The 23,595-nt window shown below is 73.6% G+C and carries 20 protein-coding genes and 1 tRNA gene; 13 read left to right on the plus strand and 8 right to left on the minus strand.

From position 1 onward, the window contains the following. Positions 1–83 precede the first annotated feature (83 nt). The 5 genes from tmk (at position 84) to CP969_RS21630 (ending at position 7,648) form a co-directional block, all read left to right on the plus strand. Positions 84–3,233 carry a dTMP kinase gene (tmk, locus tag CP969_RS21610; RefSeq protein WP_150474955.1) on the plus strand — a complete coding sequence of 1,050 codons (3,150 nt, stop codon included), beginning with the start codon at positions 84–86 and terminating at the stop codon, positions 3,231–3,233. A gap of 76 nt (positions 3,234–3,309) precedes the next feature. After that, positions 3,310–4,515 (plus strand): DNA polymerase III subunit delta', encoded by a 1,206-nt coding sequence (locus tag CP969_RS21615; protein WP_004985148.1) that lies wholly within the window; start codon positions 3,310–3,312, stop codon positions 4,513–4,515. 113 nt (positions 4,516–4,628) lie between these two features. Continuing rightward, positions 4,629–6,212: an alpha/beta hydrolase gene (locus CP969_RS21620; RefSeq protein WP_004985144.1), complete on the plus strand. Its 1,584-nt coding sequence runs from the start codon at positions 4,629–4,631 to the stop codon at positions 6,210–6,212. 119 nt (positions 6,213–6,331) lie between these two features. Continuing rightward, a tRNA-Thr gene (locus CP969_RS21625) sits at positions 6,332–6,408 on the plus strand. Positions 6,409–6,754: 346 nt separating this feature from the next. Then, complete coding sequence (locus CP969_RS21630) at positions 6,755–7,648, plus strand: glycosyltransferase family 2 protein (RefSeq protein ID WP_004985095.1); 894 nt, start codon at positions 6,755–6,757, stop codon at positions 7,646–7,648. A 272-nt stretch (positions 7,649–7,920) separates the two neighbouring features. On the opposite strand, the gene CP969_RS21640 is transcribed toward CP969_RS21630, so the two are convergent. Both CP969_RS21640 and CP969_RS21645 read right to left on the minus strand, forming a co-directional pair. Beyond that, complete coding sequence (locus tag CP969_RS21640) at positions 7,921–9,636, minus strand: bifunctional 3'-5' exonuclease/DNA polymerase (RefSeq protein WP_016825229.1); 1,716 nt, start codon at positions 9,634–9,636, stop codon at positions 7,921–7,923. Positions 9,637–9,750: 114 nt separating this feature from the next. Beyond that, the gene (locus CP969_RS21645; RefSeq protein ID WP_016825228.1) at positions 9,751–10,512 is read right to left on the minus strand and encodes a Clp protease N-terminal domain-containing protein; all 762 of its coding nucleotides are present in this window, start codon (positions 10,510–10,512) and stop codon (positions 9,751–9,753) included. An 84-nt stretch (positions 10,513–10,596) separates the two neighbouring features. Between CP969_RS21645 and CP969_RS21650 the strand changes: the two genes are divergently transcribed. After that, positions 10,597–11,751 carry a DUF2786 domain-containing protein gene (locus CP969_RS21650; RefSeq protein ID WP_016825227.1) on the plus strand — a complete coding sequence of 385 codons (1,155 nt, stop codon included), beginning with the start codon at positions 10,597–10,599 and terminating at the stop codon, positions 11,749–11,751. Positions 11,752–11,762: 11 nt separating this feature from the next. On the opposite strand, the gene CP969_RS21655 is transcribed toward CP969_RS21650, so the two are convergent. Both CP969_RS21655 and CP969_RS21660 read right to left on the minus strand, forming a co-directional pair. Next, positions 11,763–12,272, minus strand: coding sequence for a DUF4232 domain-containing protein (locus CP969_RS21655; RefSeq protein WP_016825226.1), 510 nt, complete (start codon positions 12,270–12,272; stop codon positions 11,763–11,765). Between the two features lie 86 nt (positions 12,273–12,358). Next, positions 12,359–12,919: a hypothetical protein gene (locus CP969_RS21660; RefSeq protein WP_171817523.1), complete on the minus strand. Its 561-nt coding sequence runs from the start codon at positions 12,917–12,919 to the stop codon at positions 12,359–12,361. Positions 12,920–13,340: 421 nt separating this feature from the next. On the opposite strand from CP969_RS21660, the gene CP969_RS21665 reads away from it, so the two are divergent. Then, positions 13,341–13,625, plus strand: a complete 285-nt coding sequence (locus tag CP969_RS21665; protein WP_016825224.1) for a DUF397 domain-containing protein — start codon at positions 13,341–13,343, stop codon at positions 13,623–13,625. A gap of 114 nt (positions 13,626–13,739) precedes the next feature. Here CP969_RS21665 and CP969_RS21670 read toward each other — a convergent pair whose 3' ends face one another. Continuing rightward, the gene (locus tag CP969_RS21670) at positions 13,740–14,237 is read right to left on the minus strand and encodes an ATP-binding protein (RefSeq protein ID WP_016825223.1); all 498 of its coding nucleotides are present in this window, start codon (positions 14,235–14,237) and stop codon (positions 13,740–13,742) included. Between the two features lie 396 nt (positions 14,238–14,633). Here CP969_RS21670 and CP969_RS21680 point away from each other — a divergent pair, with 396 nt between their 5' ends. The 4 genes from CP969_RS21680 (at position 14,634) to CP969_RS21695 (ending at position 18,367) form a co-directional block, all read left to right on the plus strand. Beyond that, complete coding sequence (locus CP969_RS21680) at positions 14,634–15,458, plus strand: helix-turn-helix domain-containing protein (protein ID WP_050793886.1); 825 nt, start codon at positions 14,634–14,636, stop codon at positions 15,456–15,458. Positions 15,459–15,537: 79 nt separating this feature from the next. Beyond that, entirely contained in the window at positions 15,538–16,998 is a 1,461-nt protein-coding gene (locus CP969_RS21685) for an aldehyde dehydrogenase family protein (protein ID WP_004985061.1), read from the plus strand. 153 nt (positions 16,999–17,151) lie between these two features. Continuing rightward, positions 17,152–17,700 (plus strand): DinB family protein, encoded by a 549-nt coding sequence (locus CP969_RS21690; RefSeq protein ID WP_004985060.1) that lies wholly within the window; start codon positions 17,152–17,154, stop codon positions 17,698–17,700. Positions 17,701–17,725: 25 nt separating this feature from the next. Then, positions 17,726–18,367, plus strand: a complete 642-nt coding sequence (locus CP969_RS21695; protein WP_026084991.1) for a PadR family transcriptional regulator — start codon at positions 17,726–17,728, stop codon at positions 18,365–18,367. A 30-nt stretch (positions 18,368–18,397) separates the two neighbouring features. Here the strand turns inward: CP969_RS21695 and CP969_RS21700 are convergent, their stop codons facing one another. Beyond that, positions 18,398–19,807, minus strand: coding sequence for a glutamate decarboxylase (locus CP969_RS21700; protein WP_016825221.1), 1,410 nt, complete (start codon positions 19,805–19,807; stop codon positions 18,398–18,400). A gap of 124 nt (positions 19,808–19,931) precedes the next feature. After that, positions 19,932–21,218, minus strand: coding sequence for an ion channel protein (locus tag CP969_RS21705; protein ID WP_026084990.1), 1,287 nt, complete (start codon positions 21,216–21,218; stop codon positions 19,932–19,934). Between the two features lie 119 nt (positions 21,219–21,337). Between CP969_RS21705 and CP969_RS21710 the strand changes: the two genes are divergently transcribed. Then, positions 21,338–22,099 (plus strand): MerR family transcriptional regulator, encoded by a 762-nt coding sequence (locus CP969_RS21710; RefSeq protein WP_004985053.1) that lies wholly within the window; start codon positions 21,338–21,340, stop codon positions 22,097–22,099. A gap of 15 nt (positions 22,100–22,114) precedes the next feature. Here CP969_RS21710 and CP969_RS21715 read toward each other — a convergent pair whose 3' ends face one another. Beyond that, positions 22,115–22,480, minus strand: coding sequence for a YbjQ family protein (locus CP969_RS21715; RefSeq protein WP_004985052.1), 366 nt, complete (start codon positions 22,478–22,480; stop codon positions 22,115–22,117). 146 nt (positions 22,481–22,626) lie between these two features. Here CP969_RS21715 and CP969_RS21720 point away from each other — a divergent pair, with 146 nt between their 5' ends. Then, entirely contained in the window at positions 22,627–23,583 is a 957-nt protein-coding gene (locus CP969_RS21720) for a DedA family protein (protein ID WP_016825218.1), read from the plus strand. Positions 23,584–23,595: the final 12 nt, after the last annotated feature.

A 23,595-nucleotide genomic window follows, 5' to 3' on the forward strand; every position in this document is an offset into this window, starting at 1 on the left:
CCCCGGCAGCACTTCGCTGCCGGGGTGTGTGCATGTCAGGCGCGTCGCCCCGTGCTGTCCGCGCGGGCCGATAGGCTGAACGCATGACGCGAGCCGAGCGGCCAACGGCCCACCGACCGGATCCGGACGACGCCCTGATCGCGGACTCCCGTGAGCGCGCCGTCCGCGCCCTGCTGCGCCGACCCCAGCTGAAACGACTGTGGAGCGCGCAACTCGTGGGCGGGGTCGGCGATGTCCTCGCCCTCTTCGTGCTGGTCCTCCTCGCCCTCCAGGCGGCGATCGCCGCGGGCTCCTTCGGCGGCGGCCACCGGGGCGCGGCGTTCGCAGTGGCGACCGTTTTCGGGGTGCGCGTCCTGGCGACCGTGCTGTTCGGCGCCGTCCTGCTCGGCCCGCTCACCGCGCTCACCGCGCCGGACGGCCCGCTGGACCGCCGCTGGACCATGGTCGGCGCGGACGGACTGCGGGCCGCGCTGCTCATCGTGGCGCCGCTGTGGATCGACTGGATGCCCGACGACGCCCTGGCCGTCCTCCTCGTCACCGCCTTCGTGGCGTCGGTCGCCGAGCGCTTCTGGACCGTGTGCCGGGAGAGCGCGGCGCCCGCGCTGCTGCCCGCGCCGCCCCCGGAGGGCGCGACGGTACGGCCGCTGCCCGACCACATGGACGCGCTGCGCCGCCTGTCGCTGCGCACGGGCTTCGTGGCGATACCGCTCGCGGCCGTCACGCTCGTCGTCGCGGCCCTGTTCAACAACCTGCTGGGCACGGCGATCGACTGGTTCGCCGAGCACCAGGCGGCCCTCGCCTCGTACGTCGCGGCCGGGCTGTTCGCCGCGTCGCTGTCCGTGCTGACCTTCCTGGAACTGCCCGACACCCGCACCCCCCGCGCGCGGTCGCCGCTGGAGGGGCTGCGCCGCCCGAAGAGCGCCGCCGGCGCCGACAAGGGCCGCACCGGTGCGCTGCCGCTGCTGGTGCTCGCGTCCGCGTCCGTCGCCGCCGCGGTGGCGGCCGCGGTCGCCGTGGCGGTGCTGCACGCCACGGACCTCGGCGGCGGTCCCGTGCTCTACGGCCTGATGACGGGCGCGCTGACCGGCGGGGTCGTCGTCGGCATCCGTACCGCGCCCTCCCTGCTGCCGTCGCTGTCCCGGCGCCGGCTGCTCGCGATGGCGCTCGCCTTCACCGGCATCGCGCTGCTGGCCGCGGGACTGGTGCCGGACGTCACCAGCGTGCTGCTGATCATGGTGCTGGCCGGCGTCGGCGCGGGCATCGCCGCCCACACCGGGCACGCGCTGCTCGACCAGGAGACCGAGGACCAGCGCCGGGCCCGGACGACCGAGCACCTGCACGCGGTCGTCCGGGTCTTCGTGGCGCTCGGCGCGCTGATCGCCCCGCTGGTGGCCGCGGGCATCGGACCGCACCGGCTGGAGAACGGCCGGTTCGTCTTCGCGCACGGCGGCGCCGCCTTCACGCTGATGCTGGTGGGCGCGCTGCTGCTGCCGGTGGCCGCGCTGGTGCTGGCCAAGGTCGACGACCGTTCCGGGGTGCCGCTGCGGCAGGACCTGCGCGACGCGCTGCTCGGCGGCGACCCCGACCAGACGCCCGCCGCCTCCGGCTTCTTCATCGCCCTGGAGGGCGGCGACGGGGCCGGGAAGTCCACCCAGGCCGAGGCGCTCGCCGAGTGGATCCGGAGCAAGGGCCACGAGGTCGTGCTCACCCGCGAACCCGGGGCGACGCCGGTCGGCAAGCGGCTGCGCTCCATCCTGCTGGATGTCTCCAGCGCCGGTCTGTCGCACCGCGCGGAGGCGCTGCTGTACGCCGCGGACCGGGCCGAGCACATCGACACCGTCGTACGGCCCGCCCTGGAGCGCGGCGCGGTCGTCATCTCCGACCGGTACATCGACTCCTCCGTGGCCTACCAGGGCGCCGGGCGCGACCTGTCGCCGACCGAGATCGCCCGCATCAACCGCTGGGCCACCGACGGGCTGGTCCCGCACCTGACGGTGCTGCTGGACGTGGCGCCGGAGACCGCGCGGGAACGGTTCACCGAGGCGCCGGACCGGCTGGAGTCGGAGCCCGCGGAGTTCCACGCGCGCGTGCGGGCCGGTTTCCTCACGCTGGCCGCGGCCGACCCGGGCCGGTACCTGGTGGTCGACGCCGGCCAGGAGCCGGAGGCCGTCACCACGGTGATCCGGCACCGGCTGGACCAGGTGCTGCCGCTGTCCGAGGCCGAGATCCGGGCCCGCGAGGAGGCGCGCCGCAAGGCCGAGGAGGAGGCCCGCCGCAAGGCCGAGGAGGAAGCGGCCCGCAAGGCGGAGGAGGAGCGCCTGGAGCGCGAGCGCCAGGAGCAGCTGGCGCGGCTGCGCGCCGAGGAGGAGGAGCGCAAGCGGCGCGAGCTGGAGGAGGCGCAGCGGCGCGAGGCGGAACGGCAGGCGGAGGAGGCCCGGCAGCGCGCCGAGGAGGCCCGTCGGCGTGCCGAGGAGGAGCGCCGGCGACTCCTCGAGGAGGAGAAGGCACGCGCCGAGGAGGAGGCCCGCCGCAAGGCCGAGGAGGAACGCCGCCGCAAGCAGGCCGAGGAGGAGGCGCGGCTGCGCGCCGAGGCCGAGGCCCTGCGCCTGGAGAAGCAGCGCAAGGCCGAGGAGGCCCTGCTGCGGGCGGAGGAGGCCCGGCGGGTCGCCGAACAGGCGGCGGCCGCGGCGGAGGCGGGACCGAGGACGACGGGTGCCCCGCCGGCCGCGGACGCCCCCGCGCCCCGGTCCCCCTGGCCGGGGGCGGAGGAGGCGGTGACCGTGCCGACGCCGGTGGTGACGCCGACGAACGCGTCGGGCGGACCGGTGGACGAGACGGCGGTGCTGCCCCGGGTGCGGGACGAGGACGCCGTCCGTGACTCCGGCGGGACGTCCGGGCGGTCCCGGGGCTCCGACGCCGAGGTGACGGCCGAGCTGCCGGTGGTGCCGGATCCGGCCGAGGACACCGCGGTCCTGCCTCCCGTACCGCCGGGCGCCGCCGACGAGACCGCGGTGCTGCCCCCGGTGCGGGGGGAGGACCGGGAGGACCGCACGCGCGAGCTGCCCCGGATCGACCCCGAGGGCACGCCCCACCGGCGCCGGCAGCGCTCCGACTGGGCGGAGGAGACCCCGCTGGACGACCTGCCGACGCTGGCGGACGAGCTGCTCGGCCCGCACGACGAGGACGAGCGGCACGGCGACGAGGACGGCCGGGGCCGGGGCCGCCGGCGCTGACCCGGTCCGGCGTTGTCGGCGCCCACCCCCACAATGGATCCCGCAAGCCGAACGTGACGGAAGGGCGGCGTGACCCATGACCGTGTGGGACGACCTCGTCGGACAGGAACGGGTGAGCGGACAGCTCACCGGGGCCGCCCGGGACGCCGACGCGTTCGTCACCGCGGCGGCGGCCGACGCGCCCCCGCCGGAGGCGTCCCGGATGACGCACGCCTGGCTGTTCACCGGCCCGCCCGGCGCGGGGCGCAACCAGGCGGCGCGCGCCTTCGCCGCCGCGCTGCAGTGCGTCAGCCCCGACCGGGCCCTCGGCGGGGTCCCCGGCTGCGGGTTCTGCGACGGCTGCCACACCGCGCTGATCGGCACCCACGCCGACGTCACCACGGTCGCCGCCGTCGGCTCGGAGATCCTCGTCAAGGACATGCGCGACACCGTGCGCAAGTCGTTCACCGCCCCGGCGAACGGCCGCTGGCAGGTCATCCTCGTCGAGGACGCCGAGCGGCTGAACGAGAAGTCCGCCAACGCCGTCCTCAAGGCCGTCGAGGAGCCCGCCCCCCGCACGGTCTGGCTGCTGTGCGCCCCCTCCCTCGAGGACGTGCTGCCGACGATCCGCTCCCGCTGCCGCCACCTCAACCTGAGCACGCCCTCGGTGGACGCCGTCGCCGACATGCTCGTCCGGCGCGAGGGCATCGAGCCGGACGTCGCCGCGGCGGTGGCCCGCGCCACCCAGGGCCACGTCGACCGCGCGCGCCGCCTGGCCACCGACCCGGCGGCCCGCGAGCGCCGCGCCGCCGTGCTGAAGCTGCCCCTGCGGGTCGAGGACATCGGCGGCGCGCTCAAGGCCGCCCAGGAACTCGTCGACGCCGCCGCCGAGGACGCCAAGCAGCTCGCCGAGGAGATGGACACCAAGGAGACCGAGGAGCTGAAGGCGGCGCTCGGCGCGGCCCAGGGCGGCCGGCTGCCGCGCGGCACGGCCGGCGTGGTCAAGGACCTGGAGGACATGCAGAAGCGCCGCAGGACACGGACCCAGCGCGACAGCCTCGACCTCGCCCTGACCGACCTGACCAGCTTCTACCGCGACGTCCTCGCCCTCCAGCTCGGCTCCCGCATCGCCCTCGCCAACACGGACGCCGAGGACGCGCTCGAGCGCCTGGCCCGGGGCAGCTCACCGGAGTCCACGCTCCGCCGCATCGAGGCGATCGCCGCCTGCCGCCGGGCCCTCGACCGCAACGTGGCCCCGCTCCTGGCGGTGGAGGCGATGACGATGGCCCTCAGAGCGGGCTGACGGGGCCCGGCCGACCGCCCGGCGACCCGTCGCCGTGCCTCGTGCGCGAACTCGTTCGCGGCACGGCGTGCGCGTAGAGCACTCATCCCGTCGCCCAGAGTTACGCTCGCAGCATGCACACAAGGCGTACCACCCGTAGGTTCCGCACCGCAGCCTGCCTGCTCGCCGCCGCCGCGCTGCTGGTGTCCGGCTGCTCCTCCGGAAGCACGTCGAGCACCGCCAGCTCGGCGGCGGAGGAGAAGGGAGCGGCACCGACCGCGCTGCCCCGCTCCACGCCGGCGGCGCTCATGTCGTACTACGAGCAGAAGCCGTCCTGGCGCGACTGCGGAGTCCCCGGCTTCCAGTGCGCCACGGTGAAGGCCCCGCTCGACTACGACGCCCCGTCCGCCGGCGACGTCCGCCTCGCGCTGGCCCGCAAGAAGGCCACCGGGCCGGGGAAGCGGCTGGGCTCGCTGCTGGTGAACCCCGGCGGCCCCGGCGGCTCGGCGGTCGGCTACCTCCAGGCGTACGCCGGGATCGGCTACCCCGCCGAGGTCCGCGCCCGCTACGACATGGTGGCCGTCGACCCCAGGGGCGTGGCCCGCAGCGAACCCGTCGAGTGCCTGGACGGGCCCGGGATGGACGCGTACACGCGGACCGACGTGACGCCGGACGACGCGCGGGAGACGGACGCCCTGGTCGCGGCGTACCGGAAGTTCGCCGAGGGCTGCGGGGCGGACGCGCCGAAGCTGCTGCGCCACGTGTCGACCGTCGAGGCGGCCCGTGACATGGACATCGTGCGGGCCGTGCTGGGCGACAAGAAGCTGAACTACGTCGGCGCCTCGTACGGCACCTTCCTCGGGGCCACGTACGCCGGGCTCTTCCCGTCCCGGACGGGCCGGCTGGTGCTGGACGGCGCGATGGACCCCTCGCTGTCCGCGCGGCAGCTGAACCTGGAGCAGACGGCGGGCTTCGAGACGGCCTTCACCGCCTTCGCGAAGGACTGCGGCCGGCGCGACGACTGCCCGCTCGGCGGCCGGGGCACCGGCCCCGAGCAGGCCGGAAAGAACCTCAAGGCGCTTTTCGCCGACCTCGACGCCCGGCCGATCCCCACCGGTGACGCCGACGGCCGCAGGCTCACCGAGTCGCTCGCGACCATCGGCGTGATCGCGGCGATGTACGACGAGGGCGCCTGGCAGCGGCTGCGCGAGGCACTGACGGCGGCGAAGCGGAACGACGGCGCCGGACTCCTCGCCCTCGCCGACAGCTACTACGAGCGCGACGCCGACGGCGGCTACGCCAACCTGATGTTCGCCAACGCGGCCGTGAACTGCCTGGACCTCCCCGCCGCCTTCGACTCCCCGGACGAGGTGCGGGCGGCGCTCCCCGACTTCGAGGAGGCGTCCCCGGTCTTCGGCGAGGGCTTCGCGTGGATGGCGCTGAACTGCGCGTACTGGCCGGTGCGGGCCACGGGTGAACCGCAGCGCATCGAGGCGAAGGGCGCGGCCCCGATCGTCGTCGTCGGCACCACCCGCGACCCGGCGACCCCGTACCGCTGGGCCGAGGCCCTGGCCGACCAGCTGTCCTCGGCCCGCCTCCTCACCCACGAGGGCGACGGCCACACCGCCTACGGCCGGGGCAGCGACTGCATCGACTCCACGATCAACGCCTACCTGCTCCGCGGCACCCCGCCCGCGGACGGAAAGCGCTGCTCGTAGCCGGTGCCCCACCCCCGGAGGCGGACGCTTCGGCCCGCCTCCGGGGCAGGTACGAAGCACCCTCGGAAACTGTGTAGACTTACCGACGTTGCCGATCGCACCATGGGTGCGGGCAGCGTGCCGCCTTAGCTCAGATGGCCAGAGCAACGCACTCGTAATGCGTAGGTCTCGGGTTCGAATCCCGAAGGCGGCTCCACTGGAACCCCAGGACGGTAAGCATCCGGCCTGGGGTTTTGTCGTTCAGTGGAGGCGGTGACGGTGACGGTGGTGGGCGCCGGTCCGGCCGTGCTCGGCGGGACCGGTCCACGCTGATCGGTACGCGTGGCACGGTCGGCACGCGGGGCCGTCCCGGCGATCACCGAGGACGTCCCGGGCCGTCGGCCCGACAGCACCGGGTGAACGCCCGCCCCGTCCCGCTCCGTAGAAAGGGGTGGGACCGGTGACGCGGTGCGTGGGCGGCCGTGCGGTCTCTCGCGGGAGGCCGGGAAGTGAGCGGTTGGCATCGCGGACGCAGTCGTCGGCCGGAAGGGTGAGGTGAGGACATGGAGCCGCCGAGGATCGCCGTCGCCGTGGTGACCATGGGGAACCGGCCCGCCGAAGTGGACGCGCTGCTGGAGTCCGTGGCCAAGCAGGACGTGCCGCCCGCGCGGATCGTGATCGTGGGCAACGGCTGTCCGCTGCCCGAGTTCGCCCGGCGGCTGTCGCTGCCCGGCGAGGTCACCGCCGTCGAACTGGACGAGAACCTCGGCTGCCCGGGCGGGCGGAACGCGGCGATCGCGCGGCTGCGGGAGTTCGGGGACGTGGACGTCGTCGTCGAGCTGGACGACGACGGTCTGCTCGTCGACGCCGATGTCCTGCGCCGTGTGGGGGAGTTGTACGCCGCCGACGAGCGGCTCGGGATCGTCGGCTTCCGGATCGCCGACGAGCGGGGGGAGACGCAGCAGCGGCACGTGCCCCGGATCGGGCGGTCCGATCCCCTGCGGGGCGGGTACGTCACCGGGTTCCTCGGCGGCGGGCACGCGCTGCGGATGGCGATGCTCGACGAGATCGGCGACTGGCCCGCCGCGTTCTTCTTCGCGCACGAGGAGACCGACCTCGCCTGGCGCGCGGCCGACGCCGGGTGGCGGATCCTGTACGCACCCGAGCTGCTGCTCCAGCACCCGAAGACCTCACCCGCCCGGCACGCCGTCTACTACCGGGTGAACGCCCGGAACCGGGTCTGGCTGGCCCGTCGGCGGCTGCCGTTCGCGCTCGTTCCCGTGCACCTGGGGGTGTGGGTGCTGCTCACCCTGGCGCGGAACCGGTCGGCGAGCGGGTTGCGGGCCTGGTTCGCCGGGTTCGCGGAAGGGGTGCGGGAGCCGGCCGGGGAGCGGCGGGCCATGCGCTGGCGGACGGTGTGGCGGCTGACCCGGCTGGGACGGCCGCCGGTCATCTGACCTGGGGGTGAGAAAGGCGCCGGGGGCGGGGACGAGGGCCCCGGCCGTTCACCTCTGCCGCGCCGAGGTCCGCGTCGACCGCGCCGCACCGGCGGCCCGGTCCGCCACCGGTACGGCCCGCCGCTGTCCGAGCGGGGGCCGTGGGGGAGGCGTACGGGGAGCGAGTCGTGGCGGTCGGCGCGCATCGCCCCGGACGGACGGGCGGATGGACGGGCAGGCAGGGGTGGGGAGGTGCGGGGGCCGCCGGTGGGCGAGGCGCACGGTTCCGCTGATCACTTGGCGTCGGCGTAGCACTCCACCACCGCCGTCGTGAACGGGAAGCGCACCGGTGTCTCCCCGAACGTCAGCCGGCCGGCCAGGTCCGCGGCCTCCCGGATCGCCGCCACCACGTCCCGGGCCTCCTCCTCGGGACAGTGCACGATCACCTCGTCGTGCTGGAAGAAGACCAGCTCGGCCGCCCGGTCCGACAGGGCCCGCCGCAGCGCGGCGAGCAGCAGCAGGGCCCAGTCGGCGGCGCTGCCCTGGACGACGAAGTTGCGGGCGAAGCGGCCCCGGGCCCGGGCGTCGGCCGAGGCGTGGCCCGGCACCCACGGCCGGCCGCCCTCGGCCTCCTCCCCGGAAGCCCCGGAACCCCCGGGATCCCCGGCGACCGGGATGCCCGCCTCCTCCACCGCGTCGTCCGTCGTGCGGGCGGCCGGCGGGCAGGTGCGGCCCAGCCAGGTCCTCACGAGCCGGCCCTCCTCGCCCGCACGGGCGGCCTCGTCGACGTAGGCCACCGCCCGGGGGAAGCGGCGTCTGAGCGCGGCGAGGTTCTTCAGGCCGTCGCCCGAGGTCTGGCCGTAGACCGCGCCGAGGACGGCCAGTTTGGCCCGGTCGCGGTCACCGGAGAACACGCGGTCGGACACCGACTGGTACAGGTCGGTCTCCCGGCCGGCCACCTCCATCAGCCCGGGATCGCGGGAGATCGCCGCCAGCACCCGCGGTTCCATCTGGTCGGCGTCGGCGACGACGAGCCGCCAGCCCGGGTCGGCGACGGCCGCGCGGCGGATCACCTTGGGGATCTGCAGGGCGCCCCCGCCGTGGGTCACCCAGCGGCCGGACACGGTCCCGCCCGCGTGGAACTCGGGCCGGAACCGGCCGTCGCGCACCCAGTCCTGGAGCCAGGACCAGCCGTGGGCGACCCAGATCCGGTACAGCTTCTTGTACTCCAGCAGCGGTTTCACGGCCGGGTGGTCGACGGACTCGATCTCCCAGCGGCGGGTCGAGGAGACCTTGACGCCGGCCTGCGCGAAGGCCTTGACCACGTCGGCCGGCAGGTCGGGCCGCACCCGGCGGCCGAAGGCGGCGGACACCTCGTCGGCGAGCTCGGCCAGCCGGCGCGGCTCGCCACCGCCCGCGTACCGCTCGCCGAGCAGGTCGTGCAGCACCGCGCGGTGCACGTCCGCCCGCCAGGGCAGCCCCGCGCGGTTCATCTCGGCGGCCACCAGCATCCCCGCCGACTCGGCCGCGATCAGCAGCCGCATCCGGTCCGGGTGCGCGGTCGCGCCGGTCCGCCGCTGCTGCTCGGCGTAGACGGCGAGGAGGTCGGCCAGCGGCAGGGGGACGCCCGCGGGTTCGAAGAGGGACGACTGCGCGCCCGGGTCGGCCGGTCGCTGCGGCGGGTCGGGCGGTACGGGGCCGCCGCGCAGCCGGGCCAGGGCGGCCGCGGCCGAACGGGGTTCCCCGTACCGCCCCTCGTGACCGAGCAGGAGCGTCTCGGCGGCCTCGACGTCGTAGCACCGCTCGGCTCGCACCCCCGTGGCGAGCAGGCGCGGGTAGACCTCGGCGGTGGACCGCCACACCCACCGCGTGACGCCGGGACGGCTCCGCACGGCCTCGGCGGGATCCGCCTCCCGCCGCACCGGACCGGCGGGCAGCCCGTCCGGACCGAGGGGGGCGACGTCCACGCCGCCGTCCTCGGCCGGAGCGAGCGCCCACCGGTCGGCCATGTACGCGAGTGTGGCAGGGGGGTCTGACAACGCCCCCGGACCTGGGCCGTTGTCAGACCCCCCAGGGCCGGACCAGTCCTCCCAGGGCCCGGATCAGTCCTCCCAGGGCCCGGATCAGTCCTCCCGCGGGGTCTCCCGCTCCTCGTCGCCCTCCTTCCGCGCTTCCAGGAACTGCGCCAGCAGCTCGGTGACGTACCGCTCGGTGGCGTCCTTGCCGACGCCGAGGCCGCTGAGGACGCCCTCGCCGTTCTCGTGCTCCAGCAGGGCGAGCAGGATGTGCTCGGTGCCGACGTAGTTGTGGCCGAGGCGGAGGGCCTCGCGGAAGGTGAGCTCCAGGACCTTCTTGGCCGCCGGGCCGTACGGCACCAGCTCGGGGGCCTCCTCGGCGGCCGGCGGGAGCGCCGCGGCCGCGGCCTCGCGGACCGCCTCCAGGGTGACGCCCTGCTCGGTGATCGCCTTCGCGGCGAAGCCCTCCGGCTCGGCCAGCAGGCCGAGGACCAGGTGCTCGGGGACGCCCTCGGTGTTGCGCGCGGCCTTGGCCTCGTTGTGCGCGGCCATCACCACGTTGCGGGCGCGGGGCGTGTAGCGGTGGAAGCCCTGGCTGAGGTCGAGGTCGACGTCCTCCTTCGGCACGAAGCGCTTCTGCGCCGCCTGCCGGGTGACGCCCATGCTCCTGCCGATGTCCGTCCAGGAGGCGCCCGAGCGCCGGGCCTGGTCCACGAAGTGGCCGATCAGGTGGTCGGCCACCTCGCCGAGGTGCTCACCCGCGAGCACCGCGTTCTGGAGCTGTTCGAGGGGCTCCTCGTGGACCTTCTTGATGGCCGAGATGAGGTCGTCGAGCCGCACGGATGACGTGATGTCGGGGTTCGCGGTCATGTGTCAACCGTAGGTTGACAGCCCCGAGGTGTCAACCGTTGGTTGACACCTTCGGGTGGTGTTCCGGCATGGCACGATCGGTCCGTGAGCACGTCCAGCACCGTCGACCGCGCCTTCCGCACCGCCCTCCACGACGCCACCGACGAGACCCTCGACGCCGGCGCGTCCCTGCTCGCCGCGGATCCCGCGGCCGACGCCGAACTCGACCGGCGCGGACAGGAGTTCGTGGCGGCGGCCTGGCGGCGCGGCTGGCAGCCGGCCGATGTCGTGCGGATCGTGCGGCGGGAGCTGGACGAGGTGCACGTACGGCTCGTCTCGGCGCTGATCCGGGCCCAGGCGCCGCACGACCGGCCCCGCGGCCCCCGCTGGAAGGCCCAGCTCGCCGGGCTGACGGCCGAGGACGCGCCGCGCACCGACCGCTTCTCCTGCGCCACCGCCGTACTGGAGCTGTACCGGCTGCTGCTGCGCCTGCCCGTCCTGGAACCCCTCGACGAGGCGCCGGCGGGGACGGGCCCGCGGGACCGGCGGCCGGAGTCCCGCATGCTCGGCCGGATCCGCGCGCTGCTGGCGAAGGCGGAGGCGACCGGGTTCCCCCAGGAGGCGGAGGCGCTCAGCGCCAAGGCGCAGGAGCTGATGGCACGGCACAGCATCGACGAGGCGCTGCTCGCGGCGCAGGCGCCCTCGGGCGAGACGCCGGGCGCCTGCCGGATCGGGGTGGAGCCGCCGTACGAGCAGGCCAAGGCGGTGCTGCTGGACGCGGTCGCCGGCGCGAACCACTGCCGGGCCGTGTGGAACGAGTCCCTCGGCTTCTCCACCGTCGTCGGCTTCGCCTCCGACCTGGAGGCGGTCGAACTCCTCTACACCTCACTGCTGGTGCAGGCGACCACGGCGATGACCCGGGCGGAGGCCGCGCTGGGGGTCCCCCCTGCCCGGGCGGAGCCGAGAGCCCGGGGCCGGGCGGGCGGAAGGAAACGGACCAAGACCTTCCGGCAGTCCTTCCTCGCGGCCTACGCCCACCGGGTGGGGACGCGTCTGGCGGCCGCCGCCGAGAGCCGGGTGGACGACGACCTGCTCCCGGTCCTCGCCTCCCGCGAGGCCGCGGTCGCCGACCGGGCGGACCGCCTGTTCCCGGAGACGACGACCACCCGGCTGCGCGGGGTGAGCGACGCGGCGGGCTGGGAGGAGGGCACCCGGGCCGCGGACGACGCACGCGTCGGGAGGCGCCCCCCTCTTCCCTGACGCGGGGAGGGTCAGTCGCCCGCCTGCTGGTAGGCGCTCACGGAGGCCTGGTGCCCGCCCTCGCCGTCGGACGCGACCGGGCCGTACGACCAGCGGAAGCTGCTCGTGCCGGGGTCGCCGGGGAGGACGACGCGCAGGGTCTCGGCGTCGAAGGCGCCGTCGCCGCGCGGACCGCGCACATAGGTGATGCCGAAGGAGGCGGAGTCGCCCTCGGCCAGGGTCAGCTTCTGCGCCGTGGCGCCCTCGGTCGGCGGCAGGTCGAGGGCGGAACCGCCGGGGCCGGCCAGCCGCACCTCGGGGAATCCCTCCAGGGTGCAGGTGGCGCCCCGGTTGGTGAGGCCGACGGGCACCTCGCCGGTGTCGCCGGCGGCCGGGGCGGCGCTCGCGGGGCCCACCTCCACGCTCACCTCGTCGAGCGAACACGCCGTGCTCTCCCGCTTCCCGTCGTCGCCCGTGTCGCTGCAGGCGGTCAGGAGGAGGAGTGCGGCAAGGGCAGAGACAGCGGTCGGCGTGGCGCGCATCGGGGATCCTCTGGAGTCGTGGAGGTACCCCCAGATCATCACGTACGCGGTGCCGGTTCCACCGTCGGCCCCGCCGGTCGGCGGTCCTACGACCCGGGCTCCGCCGTCGGCAGCCCGGTCGGCAGCCTGCCGCCCTCGGCCTTCGTGTACGTCTCGGTGCCGAGGGCGCCCTCCCACGTCACCTTCAGGGAGGAGGCGCTGACGGAGTCGACCGTGCCGTTCGCCCGGTCCTCGCTGCCGTCGGTGCACTTCAGGCGGAGGGTGTGCGTCCCGGCGTCCTCCCGGGCGGTGCCGCTGCACACCACGCCGCCGGTGGCGAAGAGGGCGGCCTGTTCGCCGGTGACCATCAGGGCCACGGCCCTGCCCCCGGCCGTGGCGAGCCAACTGCCCTCGAGCGCGCCGGCCGGGGCCGTGCGCGCGTCGGAACCGCCCGCGCCGCCCCCGGTGCCGGAACCGCCCGCGCCGCCCCCCGTGCCGGGGGTCGCCGTGGCGGGCGGGGCGGGGGCGGCGGAGTCCTCGTCGGATCCGCCGTCGCCGCTGCACGCGGTGAGCACCAGCGCGCCCGCCAGTCCCACGACCGCGGCCACCGTGCGCACCCGTCGGCGGGACGCCGCGCGGGGCGGGCGCGAGGAACCCGAGAAGGTCACCGAAGGCACCGAGGTCACCGAAGTCACTGCAAGCCCCCAAGGTGTGGCCGGCCCCGCGGGCCGGAACGAACGGCAGCCAGCTAACAGGACCCGCCCCGCACCCCACCAGACCCCGTGACACACCTCGCACCGCCCGTGGGGGACGAAGGCGAGGAGAACGCACGCCCGGCGGCATGAGGAGGCGACCCGGGGAAACACGAGGGAACAGGACGGCCCCCGTACGCGTCTCTAGAGGGAGCGGGGAGCGGGTGGAGCGTCCGTCGAAGCGGTCACCGTACGGTCCGTGGGGCTGTAACCGTCGCACCACCCCGCGTGCACGTGCATCTGCTCATGCATCTGCACATGAACGAAGCTATGATCCGGGTCAGTTGACCACTGCATCAATGGCCACACCAGCCAGTGCACCAGCGGGGAGCGACCTGTGGACCACGACGTGTACGACGGTGAGGGGCGCGACGGTGCCGCTGCGTCCGGCGTGTACAACGGCATGGCGGCCACCAGGCTGGACGGCGTGGCCTGGCAGAAGAGCCGGCACAGCAACTCGCAGGGTTCCTGCGTGGAGTTCGCCCGGCTGCCCGGCGGGGAGGTGGCCGTGCGCAACTCCCGCTTCCCCGACGGTCCCGCGCTGGTCTACACCCGCGCGGAGATCGAGGCGATGCTGCTGGGCGTGAAGGACGGCGAGTTCGACCACCTCGTGGCCGGCTGACGCGTCCCCGGGCGGGTGTCCTGGCCCCGGTGCGTCCTGCGCGGCGTCCGGGGGGCGGTGTCCGGCGGGCGGTGCCCCGCGCGGAGGGGCGGCGCCCGGAAGCGCCGCTTCCGGTCACACGGCGGCGCAGGTGGGGCCGGTGGGGCGCCGGAGGCGGAACAGCGCCCAGACCACCTTGCCGCTGAGCGCGCCCGCCATGGGGTGCCAGCCCCAGCCGTCGCTGAAGGAGTCGACCAGGAACAGCCCGCGGCCCGACTCGGCGGAGAAGTCGTCCGAGTCGCGGGTGACGGGGCTGTCGTCGCTGGGGTCGCGCACCGCGCACACCAGCCGCTCGGTCCAGCGCATCAGGTGCAGCCGCACCGGCGGGTCCTGCTCCCTCGGCCGCGGGGTGCCGGCCGGCAGGCCGTGCCGCAGGGCGTTGGTGACCAGCTCGGAGACCACCAGGCACACGTCGTCGAAACGGTCGTCCAGGTTCCACTGCTCGAGGGTCTTGCGGGTGAACCGCCGGGCCTCGCGCACCGCTTCGTACCGGGCGGGAAGGGCGCAGGAGGCGGCGTCGGAGGCGGCCGCGAGGTTCAGCGGCGGAAGGCCCTGCCGTAACGGCTCGAGCATGGTCGATCCATTCGTCCCCATGCGAGGCACTCCCGGAATTCGCGGTCGTAGCGATACGGCGGTGGTGCAAGGGCCATGGTTTCGGATGCGTACGGCAGATGCAAGGGCAGATGCACGTGCAGTTGACCGAAATCGGCCTCCCCGTACCGGTTGTTGGCCAATTTTTCCGTCGGCCCCGTGCCCTCTTCCGGCTGTTCCCCGCCTTCCGGCCGCTCCCCGCCCGGCCCTCCCCGCCTCTCTCCTGCCCCTTCCCGACCGGCCTGCGCGGCCGGATTCCGTTTCCGTAACCGGGCGAGTACTGCTCGAAGTGTTTTAGTGGCAGACTGCGGGCCCGGAAAGACGTTGGGGAGGCTGGCGAACGTGAGCGCGGGAGAGCCGGGATCGGTGGTGCGGCGCATGCTGCTCGGATCACAACTCAGGCGACTGCGTGAGGCGCGGGGGATCACGCGCGAGGCGGCGGGCTACTCGATCCGCGCCTCGGAATCGAAGATCAGCCGGATGGAACTGGGCCGGGTGAGCTTCAAGACCAGGGACGTCGAGGACCTGCTGACGCTGTACGGCATCACCGACGAGCAGGAGCGCGCCTCGCTGATCTCCCTCGCCAAGGAGGCCAATGTCGCGGGCTGGTGGCACAGTTACTCGGACGTGCTGCCCAGCTGGTTCCCCACCTACGTGGGCCTGGAGGGCGCGGCCTCGCTGATCCGGGCGTACGAAGTGCAGTTCGTGCACGGCCTGTTGCAGACCGAGGAGTACGCCCGCGCGGTCGTGCGGCGCGGCATGCGGGGCGCGAGCGAGGACGACGTCGAACGGCGGGTGGCGCTGCGCCTGGAGCGGCAGAAGTACCTGGTCTCGGAGAACGCGCCCGAGTTCCACGTCGTCCTCGACGAGGCCGCCCTGCGCCGGCCGTACGGCGACCGCGAGGTGATGCGCGGCCAGCTCCAGCACCTGATCGAGGTCTCCGAGCGGCCCAACGTCCGGCTGCAGGTCATGCCGTTCAGCTTCGGCGGCCACTCCGGTGAGTCCGGCGCGTTCACCCTCCTCAGCTTCCCCGAGTCCGACCTGTCGGACGTCGTGTACCTGGAGCAGCTCACCAGCGCGCTGTACCTCGACAAGGCCGAGGACGTCGCCCAGTACGAGAGCGCGCTCAAGGAGCTCCAGCACGACGGCCCGGGGCCGTCGGAGAGCCGGGACCTTCTCCGTGGACTCCTTCAACTCTCTTGAAACATCAGTACGATGACGCCTGATCAGACAAGGAAGTCGATCAGTGCTCTGCTGATGCAGCAAGGGATTGAGGGATCACATGTCGTCGTACTTCACCGACCTCGCTCAGCAGTACATCGACGGTGAGTGGCGCCCGGGCACCGGCTCCTGGGACATCATCGACTTCAACCCGTACGACGACGAGAAGCTCGCGTCGATCACCATCGCCACGGTCGACGAGGTCGATCAGGCGTACCGGGCGGCCGCCCGGGCCCAGAAGAAGTGGGCGGCGACCAACCCGTACGCCCGCCGCGCGGTGTTCGAGAAGGCACTGAAGCTGGTCGAGGAGCGCGAGGAGGAGATATCCGAGGCGATCGTCGCCGAGCTCGGCGGCACGCGCCTGAAGGCTGCCTTCGAGCTGCACCTCGCCAAGGAGTTCCTGCGCGAGTCGATCCACCTGGCGCTGCGCCCCGAGGGCCGGATCATCCCCTCGCCGGTGGACGGCAAGGAGAACCGCGTCTACCGGGTGCCCGTCGGTGTCGTCGGCGTGATCAGCCCCTTCAACTTCCCCTTCCTCCTCTCGCTGAAGTCGGTCGCCCCGGCCCTCGCGCTCGGCAACGGCGTGGTGCTCAAGCCGCACCAGAACACGCCGGTCGTCGGCGGCTCGCTGGTCGCGAAGATCTTCGAGGACGCGGGCCTGCCCGGCGGTCTGCTGAACGTCGTCATCACCGACATCGCGGAGATCGGCGACGCCTTCCTGGAGCACCCGGTCCCGAAGGTCATCTCCTTCACCGGCTCCGACAAGGTCGGCCGCCACGTCGCCACCGTCTGCGCCTCCCTCTTCAAGCGCTCGGTCCTCGAACTGGGCGGCAACAGCGCGCTGGTCGTCCTCGACGACGCCGACCTCGACTACGCCGTGGACGCGGCGGTGTTCAGCCGGTTCGTCCACCAGGGCCAGGTCTGCATGGCCGCCAACCGCGTGCTGGTGGACCGCTCGGTGGCCGAGGAGTTCACCGAGAAGTTCGTCGCCAAGGTCACGTCGCTCAGGGCCGGGGACCCGCGCGACCCCGCCACCGTCATCGGCCCGGTGATCAACTCCCAGCAGGCGGACGCCCTGACCGGCGTCGTCGAGCAGGCCCTCGCCGAGGGCGCGACCGCCCTGGTGCGCGGTGCCCGCACCGACAACCTGGTCGAGCCGTCCGTGCTGACCGGACTGCCGGCCGACTCGGCCCTGCTGCGGCAGGAGGTCTTCGGCCCGGTCGTCTTCCTCGTCCCCTTCGACGGCGAGGAGGAGGCCGTGCGCATCGTCAACGACACCCCGTACGGGCTGAGCGGCGCGGTGCACACCGGTGACGTCGAGCGGGGCGTGAACTTCGCCAAGCAGATCGACACCGGCATGTTCCACGTGAACGACGGCACCGTGCACGACGAGCCGATCGTCCCCTTCGGCGGCGAGAAGCACTCGGGCATCGGCCGGCTGAACGGCGACACGATGCTGGACGCCTTCACCACGATGAAGTGGATCTCGGTGCAGCACGACCGGAGCGGCTTCCCGTTCTGAGCCGCGGGACGCCGCGTCCTCCCGCCGCGGTCTCTTCCCGCCGCGGTTCCTTCCCGCCGGACCCTTGCGGACGGAATCCGACCGCAAGGGTCCGTAGCGTCGTCGTCAGGCGGCAGGGACCACCTGCGGCGGAACGACGAAAGGCGGCCGGTCATGGTCACTCACGTGGGACCCGAGGAGCGGGGCGACGAGCGGGGAGCGCTCCTGGCCTTCATCGCCGAGCAGCGCGGCGGCATCCGGCGGGCGCTGCTCGGCCTCACGGAGGAACAGGCGTCCTCCCGTCCCAGTGCCAGTGAGCTGTCCCTGGCCGGACTGCTCAAGCACGTCGCCGAGGTCGAGCAGGGCTGGATCGCCCGCGCCAAGGGCGAGCCGCCGGCCGTCCACCGGGACGAGTCGAACTGGCACGAGAGCTTCCGGCTGGTCGGCGACGAGACGGTGAGGTCCACGCTCGCCCGCTACGAGGAGGTGGCCGCCGGGACGGAGTCGTTCATCCGCTCGGTGCCCAGCCTCGACGACACCTTCCTGATGGCGAAGACGTCCTGGAACCCGAAGGACGAGTGGCTCTCGATGCGCTGGCTCTGTCTGCACCTGATCCGCGAGACCGCCCGGCACGCCGGCCACGCCGACATCATCCGCGAGTCCCTGGACGGCGCCACCGCCTTCGAACTGGTCGCACGGGAGCAGGGCGGCTCCGGGGAGTGACCGTCCGCGGCCTACGCTGGGCCCCATGTCAGTGATCCGTCTCCTCGTGCTCGGCGCGGTGCGCCAGCACGGGCGGGCCCACGGCTACCAGGTGCGCAACGACCTGGAGTACTGGGGCGCGCACGAGTGGTCCCACGCCAAGCCCGGCTCGATCTACCACGCCCTGAAACAGATGGCCAAGCAGGGACTGCTGCACGCGCACGAGACCGCCCCGTCCACGGCCGGGGGCCCGCCGCGCACCGAGTACGAGATCACCGAGCGGGGCACCGAGGAGTACTTCCGGCTGCTGCGGGAGTCGCTGACCTCCTACGACCAGAAGCCGGACGTGCTCTCGGCCGGCCTCGGCCTCATGGTCGACCTCGGCCGCGCGGAGGCCCTCGCCCTCCTGGAGCAGCGGGTGCGGGCCATCGAGGAGTGGCGCAGGTCCGTCACCGAGTACTACACGCCCGAGGGCGGGCCCGGGCAGCTGGGCCACATCGGGGAGATCATGGACTTCTGGGTCCACTCGGCCGACTTCGGCGCCGAATGGACCCGCGGTCTCATCGAGCGCGTCCGGGGCGGCGCCTACACCTTCGCCGGCGAGGGCGAGCCGTTCGTCGGCGTCCTGGCCGAGGGCGAGGAGAACCCCTACGCGACGGGGGAGCGGCACCCCGGGGACGACCGCTGACCGGGGCCGGTCGATGCCGCCGGGGCGGGGCTAGTGGTGGAAGCTGGTGGCCGCGTTCCGGTCGTGGGTGAAGGGGCGCGGCTGCCGGCGCAGTTCCGGCAGCAGCCGGGTCAGGTCCTGCACGAACAGGCCGGCGAGGTCCTCGGAGAAGCCGTTGCGGCACACCACCCGCAGCACCGACAGGTCCTGGCGGTTCGCCGGGAAGGTGTACGCGGGCACCAGCCAGCCCTGCTCCCGCATCCGCCGGGACACGTCGAAGACGTCGTACGCCGTCACGTCGTCGGCGGTCGTGAACGCGAACACCGGCAACTGGTCGCCCCGGGTCAGCAGCCGGAAGTCGCCGAGCGCCTCGATCCGCGCGGCGAGCCCCCCGGCCACGTCCCGCGCGGTCTGCTGCACGGCCCGGAAGCCCTCGCGGCCCAGCCGCAGGAAGGTGTAGTACTGCGCCGCGACCTGCGCGCCCGGCCGGGAGAAGTTCAGCGCGAAGGTCGGCATGTCGCCGCCCAGGTAGTTCACCCGGAAGACCAGTTCCTCCGGCAGCACGTCCGCGTCCCGCCACAGCGCCCAGCCGACGCCCGGGTAGACCAGCCCGTACTTGTGCCCGGACGTGTTGATCGACGCCACCCGCGGAAGGCGGAAGTCCCACACCAGGTCCTCGTCGAGGAAGGGCGCGATCATCGCGCCGGACGCCCCGTCGACGTGCACCGGGACGTCGAGGCCCGTGCGCTCCTGGAGCTCGTCCAGCGCCGCGCACAGCTCCGCGATCGGCTCGTACGACCCGTCGAAGGTGGAGCCCAGGACGCCGACGACCCCGATGGTGTTCTCGTCGCACAGCTCGGCGGCCGCCCGCGGGTCCAGGTGGAACCGCTCGCCCTCCATGGGGACCTGACGGGCCTCCACCTCCCAGAAGTTGCAGAACTTGTCCCAGCAGACCTGGACGTTGACGCCCATGACGAGGTTCGGCCGGGCGTCGCGTGAGGGGTACCGGTCGGCGTTCCTCCGCGCCCAGCGCCGTTTCAGCGCCATCCCGGCGAGCATGCACGCCTCGCTCGACCCGGTCGTCGAACAGCCCACGGCCGCCGACGGGTCGGGCGCGTGCCACAGGTCCGCGAGCATCGCCACACAGCGCCGCTCCAGCTCGGCGGTGCGCGGGTACTCGTCCTTGTCGATCATGTTCTTGTCCCGGCACTCCGCCATCAGGGTGCCGGCCTCCGGCTCCATCCAGGTGGTGACGAAGGTGGCCAGGTTCAGCCGTGCGTTGCCGTCCAGCATCAGCTCGTCGTGCACCAGCTGGTACGCCGTCGAGGGCGCGATGGGGCCGTCGGGCAGCCGGTGCTTGGGCGGTGCCTCGGTCATGCCCCCGACCGGGTTGGCCGGTCCGAGGAAGGGGTTGACGGACAGGGTGTGCTCGTCGGGCTGGGAGCCTTCGTGAAGCGACATGGATGCCTCCGGGTCTCGGGAGCGGACGGGTCGGACGGGTGCGGGGAGCGGAGGGGGGCCGGGACGGACGGGTCGGCGGAGGGGGGCCGGGACGGACGGGCCGGCGGCGGGGGCGGGACGGCGGTCACCGGACCGCCGTCCCGTCCGCGCGCAGCTGCATCTGCGGGCGGCCGGTGACCAGCAGCCAGGCCGGCAGGGAGGCGAGGCACAGGAGGGCGAGGACCCCCGGTGAGGCGACCAGGACGGCGGCGACGAACAGGCTCACCCAGCCCTGCCGGGTGATGGCCAGCAGGATGCCCAGCACGCCCGCCGACACGCCCACCGCCGGATGCACCCCGGGCACGAGCGCGTGCGCGCACAGCCCGAGCGCCGTGCCGACGAACACCGCCGGGAAGACCCGCCCGCCCCGGAAGCCGCAGGAGGTGGCGACGAGCAGCGCGGCCAGTTTCACCACCGTCATCGTGGCGAACTCGCCCGCCGACCAGCCCTCGGGATCGTGCGCCAGCACCGTGATCTCGTCGAGCCCCTTGAACAGCGTCAGATGCCCGCCCAGGGCCGCCAGGGCGCCCAGCACCACCCCGCCGACCGGAAGCATCAGCATCGGGTGCCGCAGCCGCCGGAACGCCCCGTGGACGTACGGGAGGGCGTACACGGCGCAGATGCCGAGCAGCGCGCCCACCGAGGCGATCACGAGCGCCGCCAGCAGGTCGCCCCAGTCGGGCTGTCCGAACGGCGGGAGGTGCAGGTCGAAGCTCGGCCGCGACACCAGCGTGGCGGTGAGCGCACCGGCCCCCGCGGCGGCCAGCGGCGCGAAGAGGCCGTCCCACAGACGTCCCTCGATCCGCCGTCCCGCCAGCGCCTCGGAGATGACCAGCGCGGCGGCCACCGGCGTACCGAACAGCGCGCCGATCGTCGCCGCCTCCGCCAGGGCCACCCAGCCCTGCTCCGGGGCCCGGGGGACCGCCTTCGCGCCCAGCCAGACCGCGAGGGAGACGTTCACGGCGATGATCGGGTTCTCCGGCCCCAGGCTCGGTCCGCCGGCCAGCATGAACGCGGTCGCCAGCAGCAGCCCCGGCAGCACCGCGGGCGGCAGCACGGGCGCGTCGAGACCGGTGGTCGCCGGATCGGGGCCCGCGTGTCCCGGGACCTTCCACACCACCAGCCCGACCGCGATCCCGGTGGCGACCAGCACCACGAACATCCACAGCACGGAGTACCGGCCGACCCCCAGCGCGTCCGGCACGTTCTGCCACAGCACGTCCTGGAGCTGCTCGGCCGCGGCGCTCACGCCCAGCAGGACCAGGCTCGACACCACGCCCACGAGCAGCGCCGGGACGAGGGTCGGCAGCAGGGCGCGTGCCGGGGTCGCCGGGGCGGCGGAGGGTGCCTGCGGGGCGCTGTCCTGGGCCACGCGCACACGATAAGCGGATCAAGCGGACAAAGCAGGCGCAACATCCGGGGAGGGAATCGGCTTGCACCTCACGCGGCGTGAGGGCCCAGGGTGGAGTGCGTACCGAGAAGGGAGCGGAAGTGAGCTACTCCGTGGGACAGGTGGCGGGCTTCGCCGGCGTCACGGTGCGCACCCTGCACCACTACGACGACATCGGCCTGCTCGTCCCGAGCGAGCGCAGCCGCGCGGGCCACCGGCGTTACGGCGACGCCGACCTCGACCGGCTGCAGCAGATCCTGTTCTACCGGGAGCTCGGCTTCCCGCTCGAGGAGATCGCCGCCCTGCTCGACGACCCGGACGCGGACCCGCAGGCGCACCTGCGCCGCCAGCACGACCTGCTGACCGCCCGGATCGAGAAACTGCAGAAGATGGCGGCGGCCGTCGAACACGCCATGGAGGCACGCAGCATGGGCATCAACCTCACGCCCGAGGAGAAGTTCGAGGTCTTCGGGGAGCACGACCCCGACCAGTACGAGGACGAGGTGCGCGAACGCTGGGGCGACACCGACGCCTACCGGCAGTCCCGGCAGCGGACCGCGTCGTACACCAAGGAGGACTGGAAGCAGATCACCGACGAGCTCGACGCGCTCCACCGGCGCGTGGCCGACCTGTTGGCCGCCGGTACGCCGGCGGACTCCGCCGAGGCCATGGACGCGGCGGAGGAGCACCGCCTGTTCATCACGCGCGCGTACTACGACTGCGGGCACGAGATGCACACCTGCCTGGGCGAGATGTACGTCGCCGACCCGCGGTTCACCGAGATGTACGACAGGATCCGCCCGGGGCTGGCCGCCTACCTGCGCGACGCGATCGTCGCCAACGCCGCCCGGCACACCGCGTGAGCCCCTGGCCCGGGGTCACTCCCGGGCCAGGACCACCGCCGTGCCGTACGCGCACACCTCGGTGCCCACGTCCGCCGCGTCCGTCACGTCGAAGCGGAACGCCAGCACCGCGTTGGCGCCCCGCGCGCGTGCCTGCTCGACCAGCCGCTCCATGGCCTGGTTGCGGGTCTGCACGAGCGTCTTGGTCAGCCCCTTGAGCTCGCCGCCGACCATCGACTTCAGACCGGCACCGATCTGGCTGCCGAGGTGCCGGGACCGCACGGTCAGCCCGAAGACCTCACCGATGACCTCCTGCACCCGGTGACCCGGCACGCCGTCCGTCGTGACCACCAGGACGTCGGGCCGGGGCCCCTGTCCGCCGCCGTACTCCTCGATGCCCATGGACCCCAGCTTCACCCCGGGCGGGCCACAGTGCATCCTGGGTACCCCCGTGGAACCCGGGCGGAACCCGGGTTCTGACGGTTGCGTTGATACTTTTGGGCAACCAGCACGGCCCTTATCCCCCAAGCAGCAGGAGCCACAGCCCCGTGACCACCCTTGCGCTCGGCCCCGAGTGGCTGAGCCCGGATTACCTGATCGAGACCTTCAGCCTCCCCGGCATCCTGCTGATCGTCTTCGCGGAATCCGGACTCTTCGCGTTCCTGCCCGGTGACTCCCTGCTGTTCACAGCGGGGCTCTTCGTGGCCGAGGGCAACTACATCAGTCAGCCGCTGTGGCTGGTGTGCACGCTGATCGTGATCGCCGCCGTCACCGGTGACCAGGTCGGCTACACGATCGGCAAGTTCTTCGGCCCGCGGCTGTTCAACCGGCCGAACTCCAAGCTCTTCAAACAGGAGAACCTGGAGAAGGCCCACGAGTTCATGGAGAAGTACGGCCCCAAGGCGATCGTCCTGGCCCGCTTCGTGCCGATCGTGCGCACCTTCGCCCCCATCGTGGCCGGCGCCGGCCGCATGAAGTACCGCACGTTCCTCATGTACAACGTGGTCGGCGGCATCGTCTGGGGGGTCGGCGTCACCGTCGCCGGGTACTGGCTCGGCCAGATCGGGTTCATCAAGTCCAACGTCGAGACGATCCTCATCCTGATCGTCTTCCTCTCCGTGGTCCCGATCATCGTCGAGTACCTGCGGGAGCGCGGCAAGAAGAAGCGCGCCGCCGCCGAGGCCCCGGCCGCCCCGCAGCAGCCGCAGTACGCCCAGCACCCGCAGGCGCCCGTGATGGACGACGCCACGACCCAGCTGCGCCGCATCACCCCCGACCGGCAGCCGCCCCGGCAGGCCGCCCACCAGCCCCACGGCAACCAGGGCTACCCGCAGCAGCAGCCCCCCCGGCCCCAGCAGCCCCAGCAGCCGTACGGCAACGGCCCGTACTACGGCCAGTACCCGCAGGGGCAGAACCCGGGGCAGCACCCGGGGCAGCACCCGGGTCAGGGGCAAGGGCAGGGACAGGGCTACAACCCGCAGCAGCCGTACAACGGCGGTTACTGAACCGGAACCGAA

The organism is Streptomyces viridosporus T7A (genome assembly GCF_008704515.1).
Classification (GTDB): Bacteria; Actinomycetota; Actinomycetes; order Streptomycetales; family Streptomycetaceae; genus Streptomyces; species Streptomyces viridosporus.